16 protein-coding genes are annotated in these 17,196 nt (G+C 61.6%); 7 read left to right on the top strand and 9 right to left on the bottom strand.

Going from position 1 to position 17,196, the window contains the following annotated elements; all coding sequences use genetic code 11:
• Window positions 1–320: 320 nt before the first annotated feature.
• Window positions 321–722, top strand: a complete 402-nt coding sequence (locus tag NLM27_RS14570) for a VOC family protein (protein WP_254143961.1) — start codon at window positions 321–323, stop codon at window positions 720–722.
• Between the two features lie 235 nt (window positions 723–957).
• Window positions 958–1,614, top strand: coding sequence for a cell envelope biogenesis protein TolA (locus tag NLM27_RS14565; protein ID WP_254143960.1), 657 nt, complete (start codon window positions 958–960; stop codon window positions 1,612–1,614).
• Window positions 1,615–1,859: 245 nt separating this feature from the next.
• On the opposite strand, the gene NLM27_RS14560 is transcribed toward NLM27_RS14565, so the two are convergent.
• On the bottom strand, window positions 1,860–2,117 hold the full coding sequence (locus NLM27_RS14560; RefSeq protein WP_254143959.1) for a hypothetical protein: 258 nt from the start codon (window positions 2,115–2,117) through the stop codon (window positions 1,860–1,862).
• Between the two features lie 234 nt (window positions 2,118–2,351).
• Here NLM27_RS14560 and NLM27_RS14555 point away from each other — a divergent pair, with 234 nt between their 5' ends.
• Window positions 2,352–2,633, top strand: a complete 282-nt coding sequence (locus NLM27_RS14555) for a hypothetical protein (protein WP_254143958.1) — start codon at window positions 2,352–2,354, stop codon at window positions 2,631–2,633.
• Between the two features lie 405 nt (window positions 2,634–3,038).
• Window positions 3,039–3,545 (top strand): hypothetical protein, encoded by a 507-nt coding sequence (locus NLM27_RS14550; protein WP_254143957.1) that lies wholly within the window; start codon window positions 3,039–3,041, stop codon window positions 3,543–3,545.
• A gap of 1,735 nt (window positions 3,546–5,280) precedes the next feature.
• Here the strand turns inward: NLM27_RS14550 and NLM27_RS14545 are convergent.
• Window positions 5,281–6,036: a ThuA domain-containing protein gene (locus NLM27_RS14545; protein WP_254143956.1), complete on the bottom strand. Its 756-nt coding sequence runs from the start codon at window positions 6,034–6,036 to the stop codon at window positions 5,281–5,283.
• Between the two features lie 365 nt (window positions 6,037–6,401).
• Here NLM27_RS14545 and NLM27_RS14540 point away from each other — a divergent pair, with 365 nt between their 5' ends.
• On the top strand, window positions 6,402–7,358 hold the full coding sequence (locus tag NLM27_RS14540) for an ABC transporter substrate-binding protein (RefSeq protein ID WP_254143955.1): 957 nt from the start codon (window positions 6,402–6,404) through the stop codon (window positions 7,356–7,358).
• Between the two features lie 135 nt (window positions 7,359–7,493).
• Here NLM27_RS14540 and NLM27_RS14535 read toward each other — a convergent pair whose 3' ends face one another.
• The 3 genes from NLM27_RS14535 to NLM27_RS14525 form a co-directional block, all read right to left on the bottom strand.
• Window positions 7,494–8,564, bottom strand: coding sequence for a hypothetical protein (locus NLM27_RS14535; protein WP_254143954.1), 1,071 nt, complete (start codon window positions 8,562–8,564; stop codon window positions 7,494–7,496).
• A 358-nt stretch (window positions 8,565–8,922) separates the two neighbouring features.
• Window positions 8,923–9,435: a GNAT family N-acetyltransferase gene (locus NLM27_RS14530; protein ID WP_254143953.1), complete on the bottom strand. Its 513-nt coding sequence runs from the start codon at window positions 9,433–9,435 to the stop codon at window positions 8,923–8,925.
• 195 nt (window positions 9,436–9,630) lie between these two features.
• Window positions 9,631–10,428 (bottom strand): transglycosylase SLT domain-containing protein, encoded by a 798-nt coding sequence (locus NLM27_RS14525; RefSeq protein ID WP_254143952.1) that lies wholly within the window; start codon window positions 10,426–10,428, stop codon window positions 9,631–9,633.
• Between the two features lie 206 nt (window positions 10,429–10,634).
• Between NLM27_RS14525 and NLM27_RS14520 the strand changes: the two genes are divergently transcribed.
• Entirely contained in the window at window positions 10,635–11,675 is a 1,041-nt protein-coding gene (locus NLM27_RS14520; RefSeq protein ID WP_254143951.1) for an acyl-CoA desaturase, read from the top strand.
• A 103-nt stretch (window positions 11,676–11,778) separates the two neighbouring features.
• Here the strand turns inward: NLM27_RS14520 and NLM27_RS14515 are convergent, their stop codons facing one another.
• The 4 genes from NLM27_RS14515 to NLM27_RS14500 all read right to left on the bottom strand — a co-directional run bounded on the left by NLM27_RS14515 (window position 11,779) and on the right by NLM27_RS14500 (window position 16,402).
• Window positions 11,779–12,831 carry a hypothetical protein gene (locus NLM27_RS14515; RefSeq protein WP_254143950.1) on the bottom strand — a complete coding sequence of 351 codons (1,053 nt, stop codon included), beginning with the start codon at window positions 12,829–12,831 and terminating at the stop codon, window positions 11,779–11,781.
• Window positions 12,832–13,109: 278 nt separating this feature from the next.
• Window positions 13,110–13,781 (bottom strand): phasin family protein, encoded by a 672-nt coding sequence (locus NLM27_RS14510; RefSeq protein WP_254143949.1) that lies wholly within the window; start codon window positions 13,779–13,781, stop codon window positions 13,110–13,112.
• 90 nt (window positions 13,782–13,871) lie between these two features.
• Window positions 13,872–15,077 carry a calcium-binding protein gene (locus tag NLM27_RS14505; protein WP_254143948.1) on the bottom strand — a complete coding sequence of 402 codons (1,206 nt, stop codon included), beginning with the start codon at window positions 15,075–15,077 and terminating at the stop codon, window positions 13,872–13,874.
• Window positions 15,078–15,199: 122 nt separating this feature from the next.
• Window positions 15,200–16,402 (bottom strand): calcium-binding protein, encoded by a 1,203-nt coding sequence (locus NLM27_RS14500; RefSeq protein WP_254143947.1) that lies wholly within the window; start codon window positions 16,400–16,402, stop codon window positions 15,200–15,202.
• Between the two features lie 461 nt (window positions 16,403–16,863).
• Here NLM27_RS14500 and NLM27_RS14495 point away from each other — a divergent pair, with 461 nt between their 5' ends.
• Window positions 16,864–17,130 carry a DUF2312 domain-containing protein gene (locus NLM27_RS14495; RefSeq protein WP_025575662.1) on the top strand — a complete coding sequence of 89 codons (267 nt, stop codon included), beginning with the start codon at window positions 16,864–16,866 and terminating at the stop codon, window positions 17,128–17,130.
• Window positions 17,131–17,196 lie beyond the last annotated feature (66 nt).

Raw genomic sequence — 17,196 nt, 5'->3', positions numbered from 1 at the left:
TCTCAAAGCTGTGATGCAATCGATCAGGTAACCCTGAAAAGCCAGCCCCGGGTTGAAAAAATCGCTACGCGCTGCAAACGCCTGCCCGGCATCCGTCAGCTTACACGGAATTGCGACAACGATAAGAACATTGTTTGTTCCGGGACGAGGAACCGGCGTTAGCGTTACCGCGACGGACGGCCTTCCTCGCTGCGCCCTCCGCATGAACTCCGATGTCCGGTTCATCGCGCCGATGCCGTCGATCCCGCAGGCGATGTCGCGACGGGAGGTGCGGCACAATCCCGGATTGCGCGGTGCGCCATCCGGGCTACGCTGCGCCCATGACCTTCCTCCTCAACATCGACGTCCCCGACGTCGAGACAGCCACGACCTTCTACACCGAAGCATTCGGCCTCGCCGTCGGCCGCCGCTTCGGCACCGACTTCGTCGAGCTGCTGGGCTGGCCGGCGCCGGTGTATCTGCTCACCAAGCAGGCCGGCACGGTGGGTGCCGGCGGCGACCGCCGCCGCTACGCGCGGCACTGGACGCCCGTGCATATCGACGTCGTCGTCGACGATGTCGATGCCGCCGTCGAACGCGCGCTGCGCGCCGGCGCGATCCTCGAGGTCGCCGCAAGCGATGCGCCATATGGGCGGATCGCCATGTTGGCCGATCCGTTCGGGCACGGGTTCTGTCTGCTGGCGTTCAGCGAGCGGGGCTATGACGCGCTGATCGGGGCGTAGGCATCCAGCAAAATGTCGAAAAACAACCCCATGCACAGTAGAAAAGGCGAGGGATTTCAAGGTTCTAAAATACCGAATCCTTTCGTGATCCGGATTTCGCTTCCGCCTGCACGCGCTCCCGGCCAACTTCGGTGATACCGAAATAGAAATTGACGCGTCGGGCAAAACAGGGGCATTATGGCATGGTGGCGCCGGTGCGACGGGGAGCTTGTGCGTCGCCAGGCCGCGGGGCGACATGCCAAGAAAATTGAAAAGCGAGCCGAACAGCAAACCGAAGCGAAAACTGAAGACCTACCAGACCTCGCTCGGTTTCTTCGACCAGGCGATCGCCGCGCCCTCGATGAAGGCAGCGCTGGACGCCTGGGGCGCCAGCTCCAACCTGTTCCATCAGGGCGTCGCCAGAGAGACCGAAGACCCCGACATCGTCGCCGCGACCATGGCAAGCCCCGGTGTCGTGCTCAGGCGTCCGGTCGGATCGGACGGTCCATTCACCGAAAGCGCGGAGCTGCCGACCGATCTCGCCGACGGCGATGCCAGGCCCAAACATAAGCCCAGGAAGGGTCCGGCCGCCAAGACCGCAAAGAAACCGTCGCGCAAGACCGACGACCAACAGGCGCGCAAGGCTGCCGTGGCGTTCGAGAAGGAAGAGCGGCGGCGCGAAGCCGAGCGCCGCAAAGAAGAGGCGGCCCGCGCCAAGGAGCGCGCACGGCGAGAGAAGGCGGTCGCCACAGCGCAGGCCGCGCTGGACAAGGCAAGGCGTGAGCACGAAGCGCGCGCGGAGGCGATCGACGCGGAGCGGGCGGCGCTCGATGAACGTGCTGAGGCGGAGCAGGCTCGGTGGGACAAGCAGAGGATGAGGCTTGAGGAGGCGGTGCGTCGCGCACGGGAGTAGCGCACGACGCTAAAGCGGCATGGTTTTAAGTTGAATTGATTGGCCGCGGGCTCTTTCCAACCTCTCCCGCTTGCGGGAGAGGTCGGCGCGAAAGCGCCGGGTGAGGGCTCTCTCCACACAGGGGTTCTCGCTTGCGGAGATACCCCCACCCCAGCCCTCCCCCGCAAGCGGGAGAGGGAGCGCATCTCCTCCGTTGCAGCATCAAACCTAATCTCATCGTGCGCTAGCTCTGCCTGGAGGCGGAGTTAGCCGTGCGCCTCGAGGCAGGCGCGGACCTTGTCCGCCTGCGGGCGCGGCACGGCATGCGCGCGCCACTGCTCGCGCGTGGCGCCGGCTGCGGCCAGGCACCGGTTGATGTTGCGATCATAGGTGTCGCGCGACATGCGATCGCGCTTGGCCTGACAGGCAGCATTGCCGCCACACTCGTACAGGGGAGCGGCCTTGGCCATCGAAATGCCCAGCGACAAAGACGTCACGATGAAAGCCATCATCAGCTTGTTCATTTATCCCCCAGAGGTGCGAATCGACTTGTTTCAAAGGCCTAACGTCTAGCGTGTTGAATTGCGGTCCGCAATCTTGGGGAGCGCACGACGTTTCAGCTGGTTTGCGCGCAGCTCCGTGCGGACGGCGGCCGAAGGCCACCAGAGCCGACAGCGTTCGTTCAAGCAAAGTCGGGAGCGGATTTGGCTTGCGTTGGTTTGCGTCCTTGAGCACTCTTGCGGCAAGGAGACCGATGCATGAAAACAATGACCGTCGCAGGTGCTCTCGGAACGGCCCTGGTGCTGTGCAACCTCGGGATATCGGGCGCTGAAGCCCGGCCGCGAAAGGCCCAAGTTGTTCGTGAACCCCAGCAGAGGCTAATCGTCACGGCGCCCGTGCTCAGGCCGACGGCGTGGGATTATTACATCGTTCCCCGATATCGTTATCGCCCTGAGGACGACAAGGTCGATCCCTACGGCCCGCCGATGGTGTCGTCGTGGGTGCGTTACGAGGGGTGGCGCTGGCCATACTGGTGGTGAGCCGACGCGGAGCTGAATAGCTTGCAGTTCGTAGCCCGGATGGAGCGCAGCGCAATCCGGGGCCGTACCACTCCACATCGAACGACCGCCCGCATGGCACGAATCCGGATGACGCAGAGCCTGTCTTCGGGCGGCGCTACGCGCTGACCCAACCGGGCTACGCTCGCTCCAGCGAACTCATTTCTCGCTCGACAGCTCGATTTCTGCAAAACCTGCCAGCTTGGCCAACCGCGACCAGGAGCGGTTGAGCGCTGCTGACTCCAATATCGCTGCGTGCGGCGCCATCGATTAGGAAAAATGGCAAACCTGAGACTGTCAACAGTAGATCGGGGTAGAACCGAATTTATCCCCGTAATAAACCAAATACTGTTTGGGGTCCGGGGCGCGTATTGAGAGGATCAATCCATGGCAAGTGTTGAAGTATTGCACAGACGGGAAGGCGTGAACCTGGTTCAGCTCGAGGCGGACATTGCTTCGGTCCGCACGGGCAGCTCTCTCGCATCCATTTCTCTGCCCGATTATGTCGAACATACCGAGGGGGTGTCACGCGTCGGCGCGCTCAGCGCAGAGGCGGTCATTCGCGACTATGAGTCCGCGGCAAAAGAGATCGAGGCCATGGGTACGGAGTTGATCGACGCCGCGCGGAAATGCGAGGCGCTGACGGCCCAGGTCCACGATGCGATCGCCTTCATGCGGGAAACGGCGGCGGGGTATCGTGAAGAGGGACGGAAGATCTTCAAGCGCATCGAAGAATGCGCGCTGTTCACCGAGGACGTCCGCAAGACATGCGAACAGGTCAAGCGCAGAATGACTGAGGGGTCGGTTGGCCCGTTTTCCGATGACGAGCCTGCGCCGCAAGACTCCGAGCTGAGCGGGATCGCCGCCCAGGTGTCGATGAGCGAGCTACGCTGAGGCAGGCGTAAAGCGCAGTTCGTAAGATGGGTTGAGCTGTTGCGAAACGCGTCGTCGCGCCTAGCGTCGATGCGTATCGCTTCCGCTCGGCGAGCCAGGGCGGCCAGGTCGCTCCACCCATCCTACGGTCTGCGGACTGAACGGAATCTGTAGCCCGGATTACGCTTGCGCTCGATCCGGGCTACGTTCGTTTGCTGATTTACGCTGCGCTCCATCCGGGCTACTTCATCGCGTTGAGCCTAGAAGCTCGCGCCTGACGCCATCAGCACCGCACCGGCGGCCATCAGAACAATTCCCGGCCAGTTCGATGCGATCCCAAGGAATCCCAGGCCGCGCCGAGGCGGTTCCAGCGTGTCGCGAACCTGTCGAGGGGAGTCCCGACCGCTAAGGGGTCCCCGCCAAATAGTAGTGCGCGCCATGTAGAGGAGTCCGCCGAAGATGAGCAGCGCGCCAAGTCCCGTCAGGAACATTTTCGCCTCTCAACTTGTCACTGCCACCCTTAACGGAGGCAGCAAATCTCAAAACAATGGAGGTCGATTGGTTCCTCCCATCACAAGCGCTGCCGCAGCCGATGGGTATTGCTTCCGCCTTCGCTCGTCGCGTGACGGCGGATGGGTCGCTGCACCCATCCCACGGGCGGAAATTCACTTCGGTCCACCTTCCTGACGCGCTAAATGATGACGCCGGAGTTCAGTCTGACGGCGTACGAGGATCCGATGAAATCGCTTCTGCTGCTCACGGCGAGCGGTTCGCTTTATCGCGTTGACCCGCTCGTGATAGTTCGTAGCCCGGATGGAGCGCAGCGCAATCCGGGGTGTTGCCACGGGGCACACGGGTCCCAGATTACGCTTGCGCTCCATCCGGCCTACGTTCGTTTGCTCGGGCGCGGACGTTTGGCCGGACGCAATGCTTCCGGGCACGCCCCGGTTGGACGCTAACGGGTAGAAGCGGACATCAGCCAGCCGACAATCTCTCCTGAAACCGTCCAAAATGACCCATCGCGGACCTCACTGCTCGCTCCCACGTACAGAAATTGGCTTGAGCGAACCACAATGGATTTCTCTGATCTCATTTTTTGATCTTACCTTACGAGTGAAATCAATTGCCTGATCGTCGCCTCACCGCGCTCAAAGAAGCAGCGTTCGGCCGTGGCTACCGACCGATCTTCTTGATGCATGTGGGTTCGCCTATGGGATGAGGTGTGCAATCCCAATCGGGTCCAAAGCCCGCATTGGCGTCCCGCTGTGGCAGGAAGGGGTAATAAACCGCAACCGCTGCAAAGATGGCGATAGCAATAATTGCTAACACCAGCATCCATACAATGCCCGCGCGGTCCGGACTCCAGTGGAGTCGCCGAACGGATCGATGCTTCCTTGGATTGGGGTGCTTCACCGGCGTACCATCGATTGCATGCGATTTGCACCCAAGCCTTCGATCATGTCGATCACAACTTAAGCGCTAATCGATCAAATCGCACGTGAGCTCGCGCTCACGATTAATAGATCGTTGCCGAGGAGCCTATTGGCAGCAGACGTCCGGAATTGGCCCCAAGCCGAACAGCGCCCAAGCTATCGAAATGTCGGCTATGGGCGGTAAACCAGACGCTAGGCCGCAGTGGCCTCCACCGCCGCTTGTGACCCGGAGCGGAAGTCGCAGACCAAGACCGTCCGAACCGCTGGCACGGACCAGGCTACGAATCCGGCGGTGGCGCAAATGCGAAGTGCCGCGGCGTCTACTAGGGCGACCTTCGCATAGACCAAGTGATAGCGTTCGTGAGGATTCGCTGGTAGCGGGCGTCCTGCCAAACTGACGGCTCGTGGCCTAGCGCCGAATAAAATACTCGTCCCTCGCCATAGAATCGGGTCCAGGTGAGAGGCCAGCCATAGAATCGTTGATGTACGCCAGTCTTGCCAAGGTCCACCGAGCTTGGGTCGAGGCGCAGAAGCACGCGTGATCCACGATAGTCGAAGTCGCTGATCTGGTAGATCTCGTCCTCGACTTGCAACGAATTCCCGAGAAAAGCCACCAGGGGATCGCCGGCATCAACCACCTCGATCTTCACGGCCTGATGCCAAGGATGACCATTAAAGTAGCCGCCGATCAGGTCGAGATAGTCCGGCCAATTGTAGAACGTGTCCGTCGCCGAATGAACGCCGAGGAACCCGCGGCCCGAGCGCACAAAGTTGAGAAGAGCTCTCTTTTGCGCGTCGCTCATCGGAAGTTCTCCGGTTGTGTAGAACATCACCGCTGCGTAGCGCTCGAGGTTTTCGGTAGAAAATTCAGACGTGTCTTCCGTTGCAGTGACTTCAAAGACACCCGAATTGCTTCCGAGCTGAGTCAAGATTACCTTAGAAAGCGGTATGACATCATGCCGGTAGCCGGCGGAGTATGTGAAATAGAGGATGCGCTCTGGCGGACGCTCAGCATGCGCGCCGAGTGGTCGGATTGCCGCCGCGCCGCCGAGGAGCGCGATGAACTCACGTCGCCTCACAATCGCCTCCGCCAAAGCCGTCCAACCATGTTTTGAAGACTAACACAGATCAGCCCGGCCCTGGGGCATCGCCCGCTGGCGTCCTATGCAACGCGCTTGCCCATCAGTGTAGTGGAACCGTCTCATTGAGGTCAGCTTCGTGGGTGGCAGCGGACTAGTTTTGCTCAGGCCGAGTTCTTCGCATTTTGACCCAACTGCGACATCGCGCGGAGACGCGCCCTGTAAGCTCAATGCAGCGACCATGATCGAGACGTGATACAGTGCGTGCCGCCGTCCTCAAGCTGCCGTGAGGATCGAGTGAAGCGGCGAGAGTTCATAGCGGCTTTTGCGGCGTTGCTCGTTTCACCACGGAAGCGGGGGCGATCATGAGGCGCCGACATTTTCTGGGTCTTGTAACCGGAGGGGTCATTTGGCCAATCGCGGCTACAGCGCAGCCGGTCACGCGCCTCATTGGCGTACTCGTCCTCGGCAATCCGAATCCCGAATCATTCCTGAAAGAACTGCGCGACGGACTTCGGGAACTCGGCCATCTCGAGAATCGGGACATCCAGCTGCAAATCCGTTCGGCGGGAGGCAATGCAGCCGTGCTTGCCGACGCGGCCGCCGACCTCGTGAGGCTAAAGGTTGACATTATCGTCGCCTGGCAGACGCCAGCGGCTACGGCTGCAAAACGTGCCACAGCCGAAATACCGATCGTGATGACCTCAGGCGATCCGGTCGGCACTGGCCTCGTCGCCAGCCTGTCTCGGCCGGGCGGCAACGTAACCGGAGTGGATAGTTTCGGGGCTCAGCTCGGAGGCAAATGCGTCGAACTGATTCGCGATACGATTCCGTCGGCGCATCGGGTGGCGATCCTTGCCAATGCGGCTGACCCATTCACCAAATCCTTCCTCGCGGAGATTGACAAAGTCGCGGGTAGTATCGGTGTCGCGACGCAGCCATTGATGCGCCATCCCGACGATGAATTCGAGACCGCTTTCGCTGAAATGCGGAATGGCGCGGCCGATGCTGTGATCATTCAGCCTACTCTTTTGCGCGCTACCAGCATTGAGTTGGCGCTGAAAAACAAACTTGCGTCATTCTCCATAGTACGGGCATTGCCGGCGGCGGGTGGGCTCATGGCGTACACGCAGGATGCGGCGGAGCAGACCCGAGCAATGGCAAGCTACGTCGACAAGATATTGAAGGGAGGAAAGCCGGCTGAGATGCCGGTTTCGCAACCGACCAAATTTGAGCTGATCATCAACCTCAAAACCGCCAGGGCACTCAATCTCCATATTCCGCCGACCCTGCTCGCGCGGGCCCACGAGGTGATTGAATAGGGCGGTTCATGTCTCCTCATGGGCCCGTAGCCGACGTTTCGGGGCCGCCAGCCGATTGTCAGCTTGTGAGCCTTTGCGGACATATCGAAATCAAAACAGACCGAAATGGCTGAGACGAGAAGCACTGCGGCTCAACTACGGAAGTCCTTTTGTCACCGTAAAGGGATTGAACCCACGTTCCGCGAGGGCAGCCCACGAAGCTGCGCCAAGATGTGGCAATCGGAAATAGAGTCGCGGCTTGGTCGGATCGGTGTCCAACACGAACCCAGTCGGTAACTCGCGGGCAGTTGTGGCATACAACCCACCATCCGGCGACCTCTGGGATTCGATGACAGCGATCAACGACTTTGCCCTCCCAGTCCTGCCAAGCAATTTCAACAAGAGAGCCATTTGGCCCGTCCCTTCGGTCCACACACCGTCTCGGTCTTCACCGTAGGAAAAGCCCTCGTCGACCCTCATTCGCTGTTCGGCGGTAGTAATTGCCGATGCAAATTTCTCGGCCGCTCCGGGGAGCGCCATTAAAGGCCAGACCTGGGCATCCAGAGCCAAAATCGGATTGTGCGTGACACCGTCTTCAGCGGTACCTGCGGCGAAACAGGCGCATGCCGGATCCCACATCGTATTTACGAAGTACTCGGCAACCGTTGCCTTATCGCGCCAGCGCGACTCGCCTGTACGGATCGCAAGAAGGCCAAACGCGGCGGCAAGGTCCGTATTATGTTCAGTCGATTTCCACGTCCGCACTTCCGGCGTCGGTTCGTGCCCAAACGTACCACCCGTGAAACCGCCAGTACCGCGCGTATCGGCCCATTGCGCGACCCAGGCGCCAAGCCGTGCTGCACCATCGCGGAACCGAGAGCCGGTGTTCACATCATCAATCGACAGCAATGCCAACATGGCCCATGCCATGTTACCAACATCGCTGCCCACCTGATATCGATCTTCTAACCACTTGTTCTGAGTATTGTCCCACCAACCCGGAAGTTTGGCGGAGCCACTCGCCAACACACCCGCGGCGTAAGCGTTCCGGAGCCGTCCATCATGCCAGGTCCGGTCGTTATCGATAGCCCAGAGAATCGCCGCGCCGATCCGACGTGCTTTGTCTCGCTCACCGCAACCGACTAATGCGATGGCGGCCACCGCATTGTCATAAAGGTATGCGGCGCCATGGAGAGGCCCCGATTCCACGGTCGGATAGCTGGACAAGAACAACGGCCCTGGCGGTGCCTTATCGATTAGACCAGCGAGGTACCCGCATGCAGACGCTTCTGGTGTTGCTAAAGCCCGTGGTGGGGTGGCGGCCATAATGATTATGAAAGACGTTACGATCCATACGAAGGTTTCTAATCGGTCCACTTGCTGTTCTCCGGGGTGGACGATGATCCTATATACCCATCGGCGATGTCAGGAAGTGGCCCCAAGCCGAACAACGCTCAAGCCATCGAGATGTCGTCTATGAGAGGTAGACCAGACGCCGGGCCGCACTGGCGTCCACCGCCGCTTTTCACCCATAGCGGAAATCGTGCCTGCTGGTGAGCAGTCGATCTCGGCGTCGCAAAATAATTCAGTGCCGCGAGAGATCCTTTGCCATGAGAACCAAGTCGTAGTAGCGGCCAGCTTGCTTCAGAGCGTTCTTCTCCACGCCGTACTCCAGAAAGCCCAATCTCGCGTAGAGACTCCGGGCCTGTTCATTGTCCAGCACCACGCCGAGCTGGATCAGCTCAACCTGCTGACGGGCGTGATTGCATACCGCTTCGACCAACCGTCGACCGACCTTGGCATTCCTTGCGGCGGGTCGAACGTACATTCCCCAAAGCGCGCCTTTGTGAGCTTCTTTCAGGCCCTGTTGGACAGCAAAGCCGACAATGCCGACGAGCTTTGTGTCGCGGAACGCGCCGAGCACTGTAGAGCTGCCGAGCCGATCCGAGAACAGACTCAGCGGCTGAGCATCTTCAACCTCGAAGGTGCTACCGAACGCTTCCGGGTTGGCTTGAAGAGCCTCCAGTCGAATGTCTCGATAGAGGATTGCGTCCTCCCGTGCGAGGCGACGTATCTCAATGCCGTCGTCGTCGGTCATCCTTCGTCTTCACCAGCAGCCAGGGAATATTCCTAGTGAGTTGCACAAGATAACTTCTGCGACACCGCAAATCCAGAGAAGCTCGACTTGTGATTTTGGCCCATTGCGACCTATGCGCTGCGGCGCGAACTTGCACGCAATAGGAGCAAAGCGAAGGTGTCAGCCTGACGCGCGGCGGGTTTATGGGGGCTCGACCTAGTCGCTGCCGTCCGCCGCAAGGCGCAAAAACTGCCGCTTCATCGCGTTGACCCTGGCGACATAGCTTGCGACGAGGTGATCGCCGCACTTCTCGTCGGCGGTCATCTGAAACTTGCGGCGTGCATAAGCCGTGGCGGGACCAGCGCCGCAAAGATGGATGAAGGCGGCCAGATCCTGCTTCTGCTGCGCGCTGGCCCTTACATCGCCCGCGCGGGCGAGAACGTCAGCCACTTGGCGATCGAGATAGACCGATGCCAGTTCGATGGCGTGGCTCGGGATCACGCGGATGTAGAAGCTGGTGAACCCGCACGCAGTCTCCGTGACCGCGTTGCCGCGGACACAGAACCGTGCGGCCTCGGCGAAGGCCGGATCGGTCATCTGGAAGAGGCCGACGGCGCTGGAGGCGGGGCGGTAGATCGCGAGCGGATTGAAGCTCCATCGCCAGCGCCAATAGGTGCGCGCCACCGGATTGCCTGAACTCTCGACCTGCGCCAGCGCGGCGAGCAATTCCGGCGTGATCGTCGCGGTGGAGTAGGTGCGGAACAGCGGCCCGTATTGCCGCCAGTTCTCTGCCGGCTCCTTGTCGAGGGTGTGGCCGATGACGGCGAACAGCTCGGTTGGCTTGCGGATCGTTTGATAGGCGATGTTCAGGAGCGTTGCCGCCGCAAGCAGCATCGCCACGCCTGCGGTGACCCGAACCATCCGCGGTGCGCGCGCGAACCTCTTTCGTGCCCACCGCACGCCGCGCCGGAACCTGCGCAGGCGAGGGAGGAGGCTGGTGCTTTTCCTTGGCATCGGCGCCGCGGGAGTGAATTGCGGAGAGTTTGTATTTAGTTAATGCCGTCCGCCCCGCCTTGAAATCTCGCTTCATTTCACGCTGGCCGCGTCTTTTCGGGCCGCTGCTCCGTGCTCCTACGGCCGCTCGCGTCCTTGATGGAAATAACCCGAGGTTGTAGGTTGCGCCGCAGAACAGTTAATTTTGCGTAAATGGATCGAGTCAAATGACCGCAATCGAGGACCTGGCGTCGGAGGCAGTGCCGAACCCGAAAATGCCGCCGGGCGTGCTGCTCGAAGGCCCGGTGGTCGACGCCAAATTTCTCGATTCCTACATCGCGTTCGGCTTCATGATCGGCGGCTCGATCGCGGCGCTGGTCTGGGCAGTCTGGCAAGGCATCGGCCGGGTGGAGATTTCGGTCTTCGTCGGCATGTTCATGCTGACCACGGTCGGGATTGGCTTCATGCATCGCTACTTCGTGCACCGGAGCTTCCGCTGCGGTCCAGTGATGCGGACGATCTGCGCCGCGATCGCGACGCTGGCGGTGCAGGGCTCGATCCTGAAGTGGGTGAGCAACCACCGGCGGCACCATCTTCACTCCGACAAGCCCGGCGACGTCCACAGCCCGTACTATGACGGCTTCGGCAACCGCTATGCGAGCTTCCTCACGGGGATGTCGCATGCGCAAGGCGGCTGGGTGTGGGACCAGGCCACCACCGATGGCGAATACTACGCCAGGGATATTCTGGCCGACCCGATCGCCATGTTCTTCACGAGGACGCGCTGGTACTGGTACGCGCTGTCGGCGGTGATCATTCCGGGCGCCATCGGCTACGCCTTCGGCGGCGTGCACACGATGATCGGCTGCATCCTGTTTTCCGGCCTGTTCCGCAGCTACATCATGACCATGGCCACCTCGCTGGTGAACTCGGTCTGCCACAGCGACGGCCGCCTCGGTTACCGCCGCCACGACACCAATGACGGCACGACCAACGAGCTCGTGACCACGATCCTCACCTTCGGCGAAGGGCTGCACAACAACCATCACCGGTTTCCGCGCGACGCTTACATTTCCCACGCCTGGTACGAGATCGACATCAATGGGCTGATCATCCTGGGGCTCGGGAAGCTCGGGCTGGTGCACGACATCTTTGGGGTCGGGGTGCGTCGGCGGTTGGCGCCGGCAGATGCGGAGCAGGGCGGGGCCGTCGCGAGTCAGAACGCATTCGACGGCGTCGCCGAAGACCTTCGCTCGGCCGGAAGGTAGATTTGCGCGCTTAACGCCGGCCACTAAAGGCGGGCCGGAGCCGCAGCTCGCAGGGCTTCAAATCCAATCGCGCCTTCGGGAAACAAGCCCGCGCCTTCCGGGCTCACCAATCCGGATCGCCGTAATAATAGGGGTCGGCCATATAGCGCGGGGGCATCCAGGGTCCTCGCGGCGGTGGTCTGGGCCGCCGGGGGGCGGCCGCTGGTACCTGCGGCCGGGCATGCGCAGCCGCATCACTGTTCATCACGCTGCGCACGACGGGCTTGGCGGCTGCAGACGCGGAGGAGGCGGTCAGTTGCGTTTGCAGCGCCTGGACCTGCGCGGCGAGGCGCGCCTTGTCCACGGAATCCTTCTCCTGCGCCGCCTTGAGCTGCTGAATGGTGTCGGACTGCTCACGCAGGGTCTGCTCGTTGCGGCTTTTCAGTTGCTCGAGCTTCCCGTTGATGTTTGCTAGCTCGCTCGTGATGGCCTTGAGCGATTGCGCGAGCTCGGACGATGGCGGGTCAGGCGCTGCGGAGCCAGGCTTTGGGGCGCTTTCCGTTTCCTTGGCGGCCGGCGGCGCGGGCATCGGGCTCGACTCATCCGCAGCAGCCAGTTGCACGGCGGGCGGCAGCGCCGGACTTTCCACCGCGGACGCTTGAGGGGGGCTGCTCGCGGCCGGCGGAGCCCATCGCGCCATGATCGACTTGCTGATCGATTTGGCCTCATCGCGATATTGCGAAGCGAAGGCGGCGCCGAGGAGGCCGATCGCCAGCACGAGGCCGACCAACGCGCGCATCATGGTTCGATCTCCCTTCAAGCCTTGATCGCGAAGCCCGGCATTCGGAATCTTGGCATTCGGAACCCCGGCATCCGGCGTCGGCGCCTTGTTTCCGGGAGTGGCGGCTGCCGTCGCACCAAGGCTTGCGTGCGAGGCCTGCGGACCTTCGCTGCTGCGTTCCATTCCGGAAACCAGCCGGTCCAGCCGCGCGAGGTCTTCCTCTGCGCTCTTGATCCGGTCGTAGGCCCGCGCCAGCCCGCCGTCGGCGCGCGCCTCATCCGGCTTGGACGCATCGGGCTTGGCGCTATCTAACTTGGCGCTATCTGGCTTGTCGGCATCAGGCTTGTCGGTATCAGGTTTGGGATCGTTCGTTTCAGGCACCGATGCGCTCTCCATCCGGTCGGCGTCAATGGGAGGCAGTCCGATCACTGGAAGGATAGGTCTCGCCGCTGTCCAACACAACGCGTGTGCAAAGGAAAAATTATGGCGGGCCGGGGAGCGGGCGGAGCGAGCGCGTCGGGTGGGTTAGCTCCGCGACCGTGCAAAGCGCAGTTCGCAGGATGGGGCGAGCGGAGCGAAGCCCATCAACGCCGATGAGCGCACGATGGGTTTCGCAAGGGTTCTACTGATCCTGCGGGCTTCCGGGCCCGCGGCGCCGGAATACGCAGCTGTCGTTAGTGACGGGTTGCGCGGATTTCGAGCGTCGTCTGGGTGAGCCTGGCCACGAACCCCTCAAAATGCATGACCCTTTGTCTGGTCAATTGTTCATGCAACTCGGCGATCTTCTGGGATTCGGCGACAAACGAATCGGACGCCTGTTTCGCGTACTCCATCTGAAGCTCAAAGGCCTCGACGGGTGAGCGCGCCGCCGCGAGCTTTCCCAGGAAGGCCCAGGCGCGCTCAAGCGACGTCCTGAGATAGTCGCTATAGGCATTGGCAATCGCCTGCGTGCTGGCCGGGGAGGGTTCCACCGGTGCGACGGGCGGGCTTGCAGCGATCTCCATCCCGGAAGCCTCGTCGGGCAAGGCTGCGGCCGAAGGTACCTGCGCACTGATCTGTCGGCTTGGCTCTTGCCTGATCTCTTGCTCGGTCTCTTGCCTGGTCTCTTGGCTGATCTCCGCCGAGGCATCCGGCGAGTGATGCGCTGCGCTTGTGTGTTGCTCGACGGCCCCGGTCCGTTGCCCGGCCTTTTTCTTCTTCCCGCCGCGCCGGCCGGATTTTCCCGTTGGCTTATTTTCTACCGCACTCAACATTGCAAATGGCTCCTGAATATCGCTGAAGCCGCAAGCCTCCGTCGCGTTTGCGCTGAAATCGCGATTGTCGGTTGTCGCTTGCGTGGCGGCCATGTGGTGAGAATTTGCCGGGCATCGGCACCAGGGGCAACCCCGCATCTCGCCCCGCTGTGGGCGGGGCGAGATGGTTCCAGAGCAACGCGCTCAGATGAGGAAGTCGGTCTGGTGCAGGCTCGCGGCGTGAACGCCATCGAGGGTGATGGTGTCGTTGGCCGAGAGGTGAACCACGGCATCGCCGGCGGCATTGTCGCTGATCATTTTCGACAGCGCCGCCCAGTCCGCAAACCCGTAGTCGTGCACATTGATCAGATCGTTCTCGGCCGCGGTGCTGCCGACCGCCTTGTTGCCCTGATCGAAATCGGTGATGAGGTCGTTACCGGAGCCGGTGTTGAAGACGAAGGTGTCGCTGTTTCCTCCGCCCGAAAGCTTGTCGTCGCCGGCGCCGCCGTTGAGCACATCTCTGCCGCCGGTGATTGAGCCCGGCCTCGCGGGGTTGTACTGCGCGGCATCGCCATACAGGGAATCACCGGTTACCCCGCCGGTGAGAAGATCGTTGCCGCCATGGGCATTGCCGGACATGGTTGGAGCATCGCCGTAGAGCGCCGGGTGCGAAAGTTGGAGCGTGTCGGGGACATTTGTCTCAAGTGTGAGAATGTCATCTCCCCCTTGGGCATTGTCGGTCAGCGAGGTCGCCGAATCTCCGTACCCATATCCGCCGGTCAAGACAATGTCGCTGCCGAAGGTGAGAGTGATGTTGTCGTTGCCGCCATGCGCATCGCCGCCGATGGAGCCGGTGGCGTCGCCGCTGGCATGCGCTGAACCTTCTCGGGTGTCCACACTGACGACGAGCGTGTCATTGCCGCCCTGCGCCGCGCCGCTCATGGAACCTCCGGCATCGCCGGCGTACACATTGTCGTAGGCTCGCCAACCCACTGCGCCGGTGATGGTGTCACTGCCGCCGTGCGAATTGCCCGACATGTCGCCGGCGACGTCGCCGAAAGCATGTACGTTGGTGTACAACGAGTGGTTCTCGGTACTGATCGTGTCGTTGCCGCCCCTGGCGTCGTCGGTCATCGCCTGGGCATCGCCGACCACGAGGGCGGCGTTCCAGCCGTAGTTGAAGTTGACCGTGAGCGTGTCGTTGCCGCCGTGGGACTGGCCATGCAGCGTCGTGTTGTCGTCGCCGAAGATCGTGACCTCTGCTGTGGGCTCGGTGATGGTTGCCGTCACGGTGTCGTTGCCGCCCCAGGCGTCCGTGGTGGTCGGAAAGTTCGGATCTCCGTTGAGGCTTTCGATTTGGCCAAACTGGTCGAGCAGGACGTCGATGGTGTCGTTCGGCAGATGTTGCACGGCGTAACTCCCATTTCATTGTCGGAAGCGGGCCGGACGTCGGCAAAATTCTTGCGCGACGTGCTGTGACCACGCTTCACGGAGACGAATCTACTTTCGGTAGAAGGCGGAGGTTTGCTTCCTCAGATGATGAAGTCGGTCGGATGCAAATTGGCCGCCTGAACCCCGTCCAGCGTGATCGTGTCGTTGGCCGCGAGATGAACCACGGCATCGCCGGCGGCATTGTCGCTGATCAGGCTCGACAGTGCGGTCCAGTCCGCAAATCCGTAGGCGTGCACGTCGATCAGGTCGTGTTCCACCGCGGTGCTGCCGACGGCCTTGTTGCCCTGATCGAAGTCGTTGATCACGTCGTTGCCGGAACCTTTGTTGAAGACGAACAAGTCGCTGTTCCCTCCGCCCCACAGCTGGTCGTTGCCGGCTCCGCCGTTCAGCGTATCCATGCCGCCGGTGATTGAGCCAGGCGAGGCGGGCTCATAGGTCCGTGCATCGCCATACATGAAATCGCGACCCGCGCCGCCGGTGAGGATATCGTTGCCACCATGGGAATTGCCCGTCATGGTCGGCGCATCGCCGTACATCGACGAGATCGCATCCGCGTTCTGGCCGTCGATCTTGACGGTGAGGACATCGTCGCCGCCTTTGGCAAAATCCATCAGGGACGTCGACGAATCCCCCGACAGGCTTGCACCGGATATGGGGCTGTCGCCGTCCAGCGTCACGGTCAGATTGTCGTTGCCGCCTTGCGCAAGGCCGCGCAGGGCACCGATGGCGTCGCCGCTGACGGTCGCCCCGCCGTCGATGGTGAGCACGCTGACATCGAGCGTGTCGTTGCCGCCGTGCGAGGTGTCGATCATGGAACCGCCGGCATCGCCGGCGAACAGGTTGGCGCCGCCGCGCCACCCGATCGAGCCCGTGATGTCGTCGTTGCCGCCCTGCGCATTGCCCGACATATCGCCCGCGACGTCGCCGAAGGCCGAGACGGCGGTGTAGACCGTGCCATGGGCATCCGCGACGATGGTGTCATTGCCGCCCTTGGCGTCGTCGATCATCGATTGGGTATCGCCGACCACGAGGGCGGTGTTCCATCCGCCGCTGATGTCGGCGAAGAGCGTGTCGTTTCCGCCTTGCGAATGACCAAGCAGCATCGTGTGGTCGTCGCCGAAGATCGTCAGTCTCGTATTGAGCTCGGTGACGGTAGCCGTCACGGTGTCGTTACCACCGAAGACGTCCTTGGCTGCGGGAAAGCCGGGGTCTCCGTACACGGTCTCGATTTGACCAAACTGGTCAAGGGTGACGTCGAAGGTGTCGTTCGGCAGATGCTGCATGGCGTAACTCCCATTTCCATTGTCGGAAGCGGGGCCTGACGCCTGCAGATTTTCTTGCAAGTCGCGTTGTTGACCACGCTTCACCGGCAGCAATCTACCTCCGGTAGATGGCAGAGATTTGCAGGAATTCGGGAGAGAGTTTGGCTGCATGGAACCGCCGCGTGCAGTCGGCGGCGTCGACGTGGTGTCATCGTCGAGACATGAAGGCCATGCAGCTGGTGTCACCTAGCATCTACAGAGAAGGCTAGCTGAAGCCGCAGCGCGTTGCGCTTCAAATCCAATCGCTGTTCAGGAACAAGCCGGCATCTCGCGGGGCTGACGTCGGCGACATCGCCTGCGAGGACGATCGCCTCAGCGTTGCCCGGCGATCACCTGAAACTCGCCTACGCCTGGCTGCGAGGTTAACACATTGGTCATTTCTTTGCGGTCATTTTCACGACCTCAGTCAGCAAAGAGGCACCATGTCCGACATCACCATTCCCGGCGGCAAGATCCGTTCCTTCGTCGAGCGGATCGAGAACCTCGACAGCGAAATGCAGGAGTTGAGCGAACAGAAGAAGGAAGTCTTCGCGGAAGCCAAGGGCGAGGGCTTCGACGTGAAGATCCTCAAGGAGATCATCAAGCTGCGCAAGGAAGACAAGAACGAGCGCGACGAGCGCGAAAGCCTGCTCGACCTCTACATGCGCGCGATGGAGACGGCCTCGCCGGAGCAGGCGAAAGCGGCGTGAGAGGATCGCGATAATGCAGGGAGAGGTAGCCGCGGCTTGCGGCTATCGCTCTCGCAGGACGACGAC

Source organism: Bradyrhizobium sp. CCGB12, assembly GCF_024199845.1.
Classification (GTDB): Bacteria; Pseudomonadota; Alphaproteobacteria; order Rhizobiales; family Xanthobacteraceae; genus Bradyrhizobium.
Note: the sequence above shows the minus strand (reverse complement) of the source record. Positions and strands in the feature narration are given on the sequence as shown.

Excerpts from the sequence above, each read along its gene's own strand:
- NLM27_RS14570 (WP_254143961.1), top strand. The coding sequence starts at position 321 with ATGACCTTCCTCCTCAACATCGACGTCCCCGACGTCGAGACAGCCACG.
- NLM27_RS14565 (WP_254143960.1), top strand. The coding sequence starts at position 958 with ATGCCAAGAAAATTGAAAAGCGAGCCGAACAGCAAACCGAAGCGAAAA.
- NLM27_RS14560 (WP_254143959.1), bottom strand. The coding sequence starts at position 2,117 with ATGAACAAGCTGATGATGGCTTTCATCGTGACGTCTTTGTCGCTGGGC.
- NLM27_RS14555 (WP_254143958.1), top strand. The coding sequence starts at position 2,352 with ATGAAAACAATGACCGTCGCAGGTGCTCTCGGAACGGCCCTGGTGCTG.
- NLM27_RS14550 (WP_254143957.1), top strand. The coding sequence starts at position 3,039 with ATGGCAAGTGTTGAAGTATTGCACAGACGGGAAGGCGTGAACCTGGTT.
- NLM27_RS14540 (WP_254143955.1), top strand. The coding sequence starts at position 6,402 with ATGAGGCGCCGACATTTTCTGGGTCTTGTAACCGGAGGGGTCATTTGG.
- NLM27_RS14530 (WP_254143953.1), bottom strand. The coding sequence starts at position 9,435 with ATGACCGACGACGACGGCATTGAGATACGTCGCCTCGCACGGGAGGAC.
- NLM27_RS14525 (WP_254143952.1), bottom strand. The coding sequence starts at position 10,428 with ATGCCAAGGAAAAGCACCAGCCTCCTCCCTCGCCTGCGCAGGTTCCGG.
- NLM27_RS14520 (WP_254143951.1), top strand. The coding sequence starts at position 10,635 with ATGACCGCAATCGAGGACCTGGCGTCGGAGGCAGTGCCGAACCCGAAA.
- NLM27_RS14515 (WP_254143950.1), bottom strand. The coding sequence starts at position 12,831 with ATGGAGAGCGCATCGGTGCCTGAAACGAACGATCCCAAACCTGATACC.
- NLM27_RS14510 (WP_254143949.1), bottom strand. The coding sequence starts at position 13,781 with ATGGCCGCCACGCAAGCGACAACCGACAATCGCGATTTCAGCGCAAAC.
- NLM27_RS14500 (WP_254143947.1), bottom strand. The coding sequence starts at position 16,402 with ATGCAGCATCTGCCGAACGACACCTTCGACGTCACCCTTGACCAGTTT.
- NLM27_RS14495 (WP_025575662.1), top strand. The coding sequence starts at position 16,864 with ATGTCCGACATCACCATTCCCGGCGGCAAGATCCGTTCCTTCGTCGAG.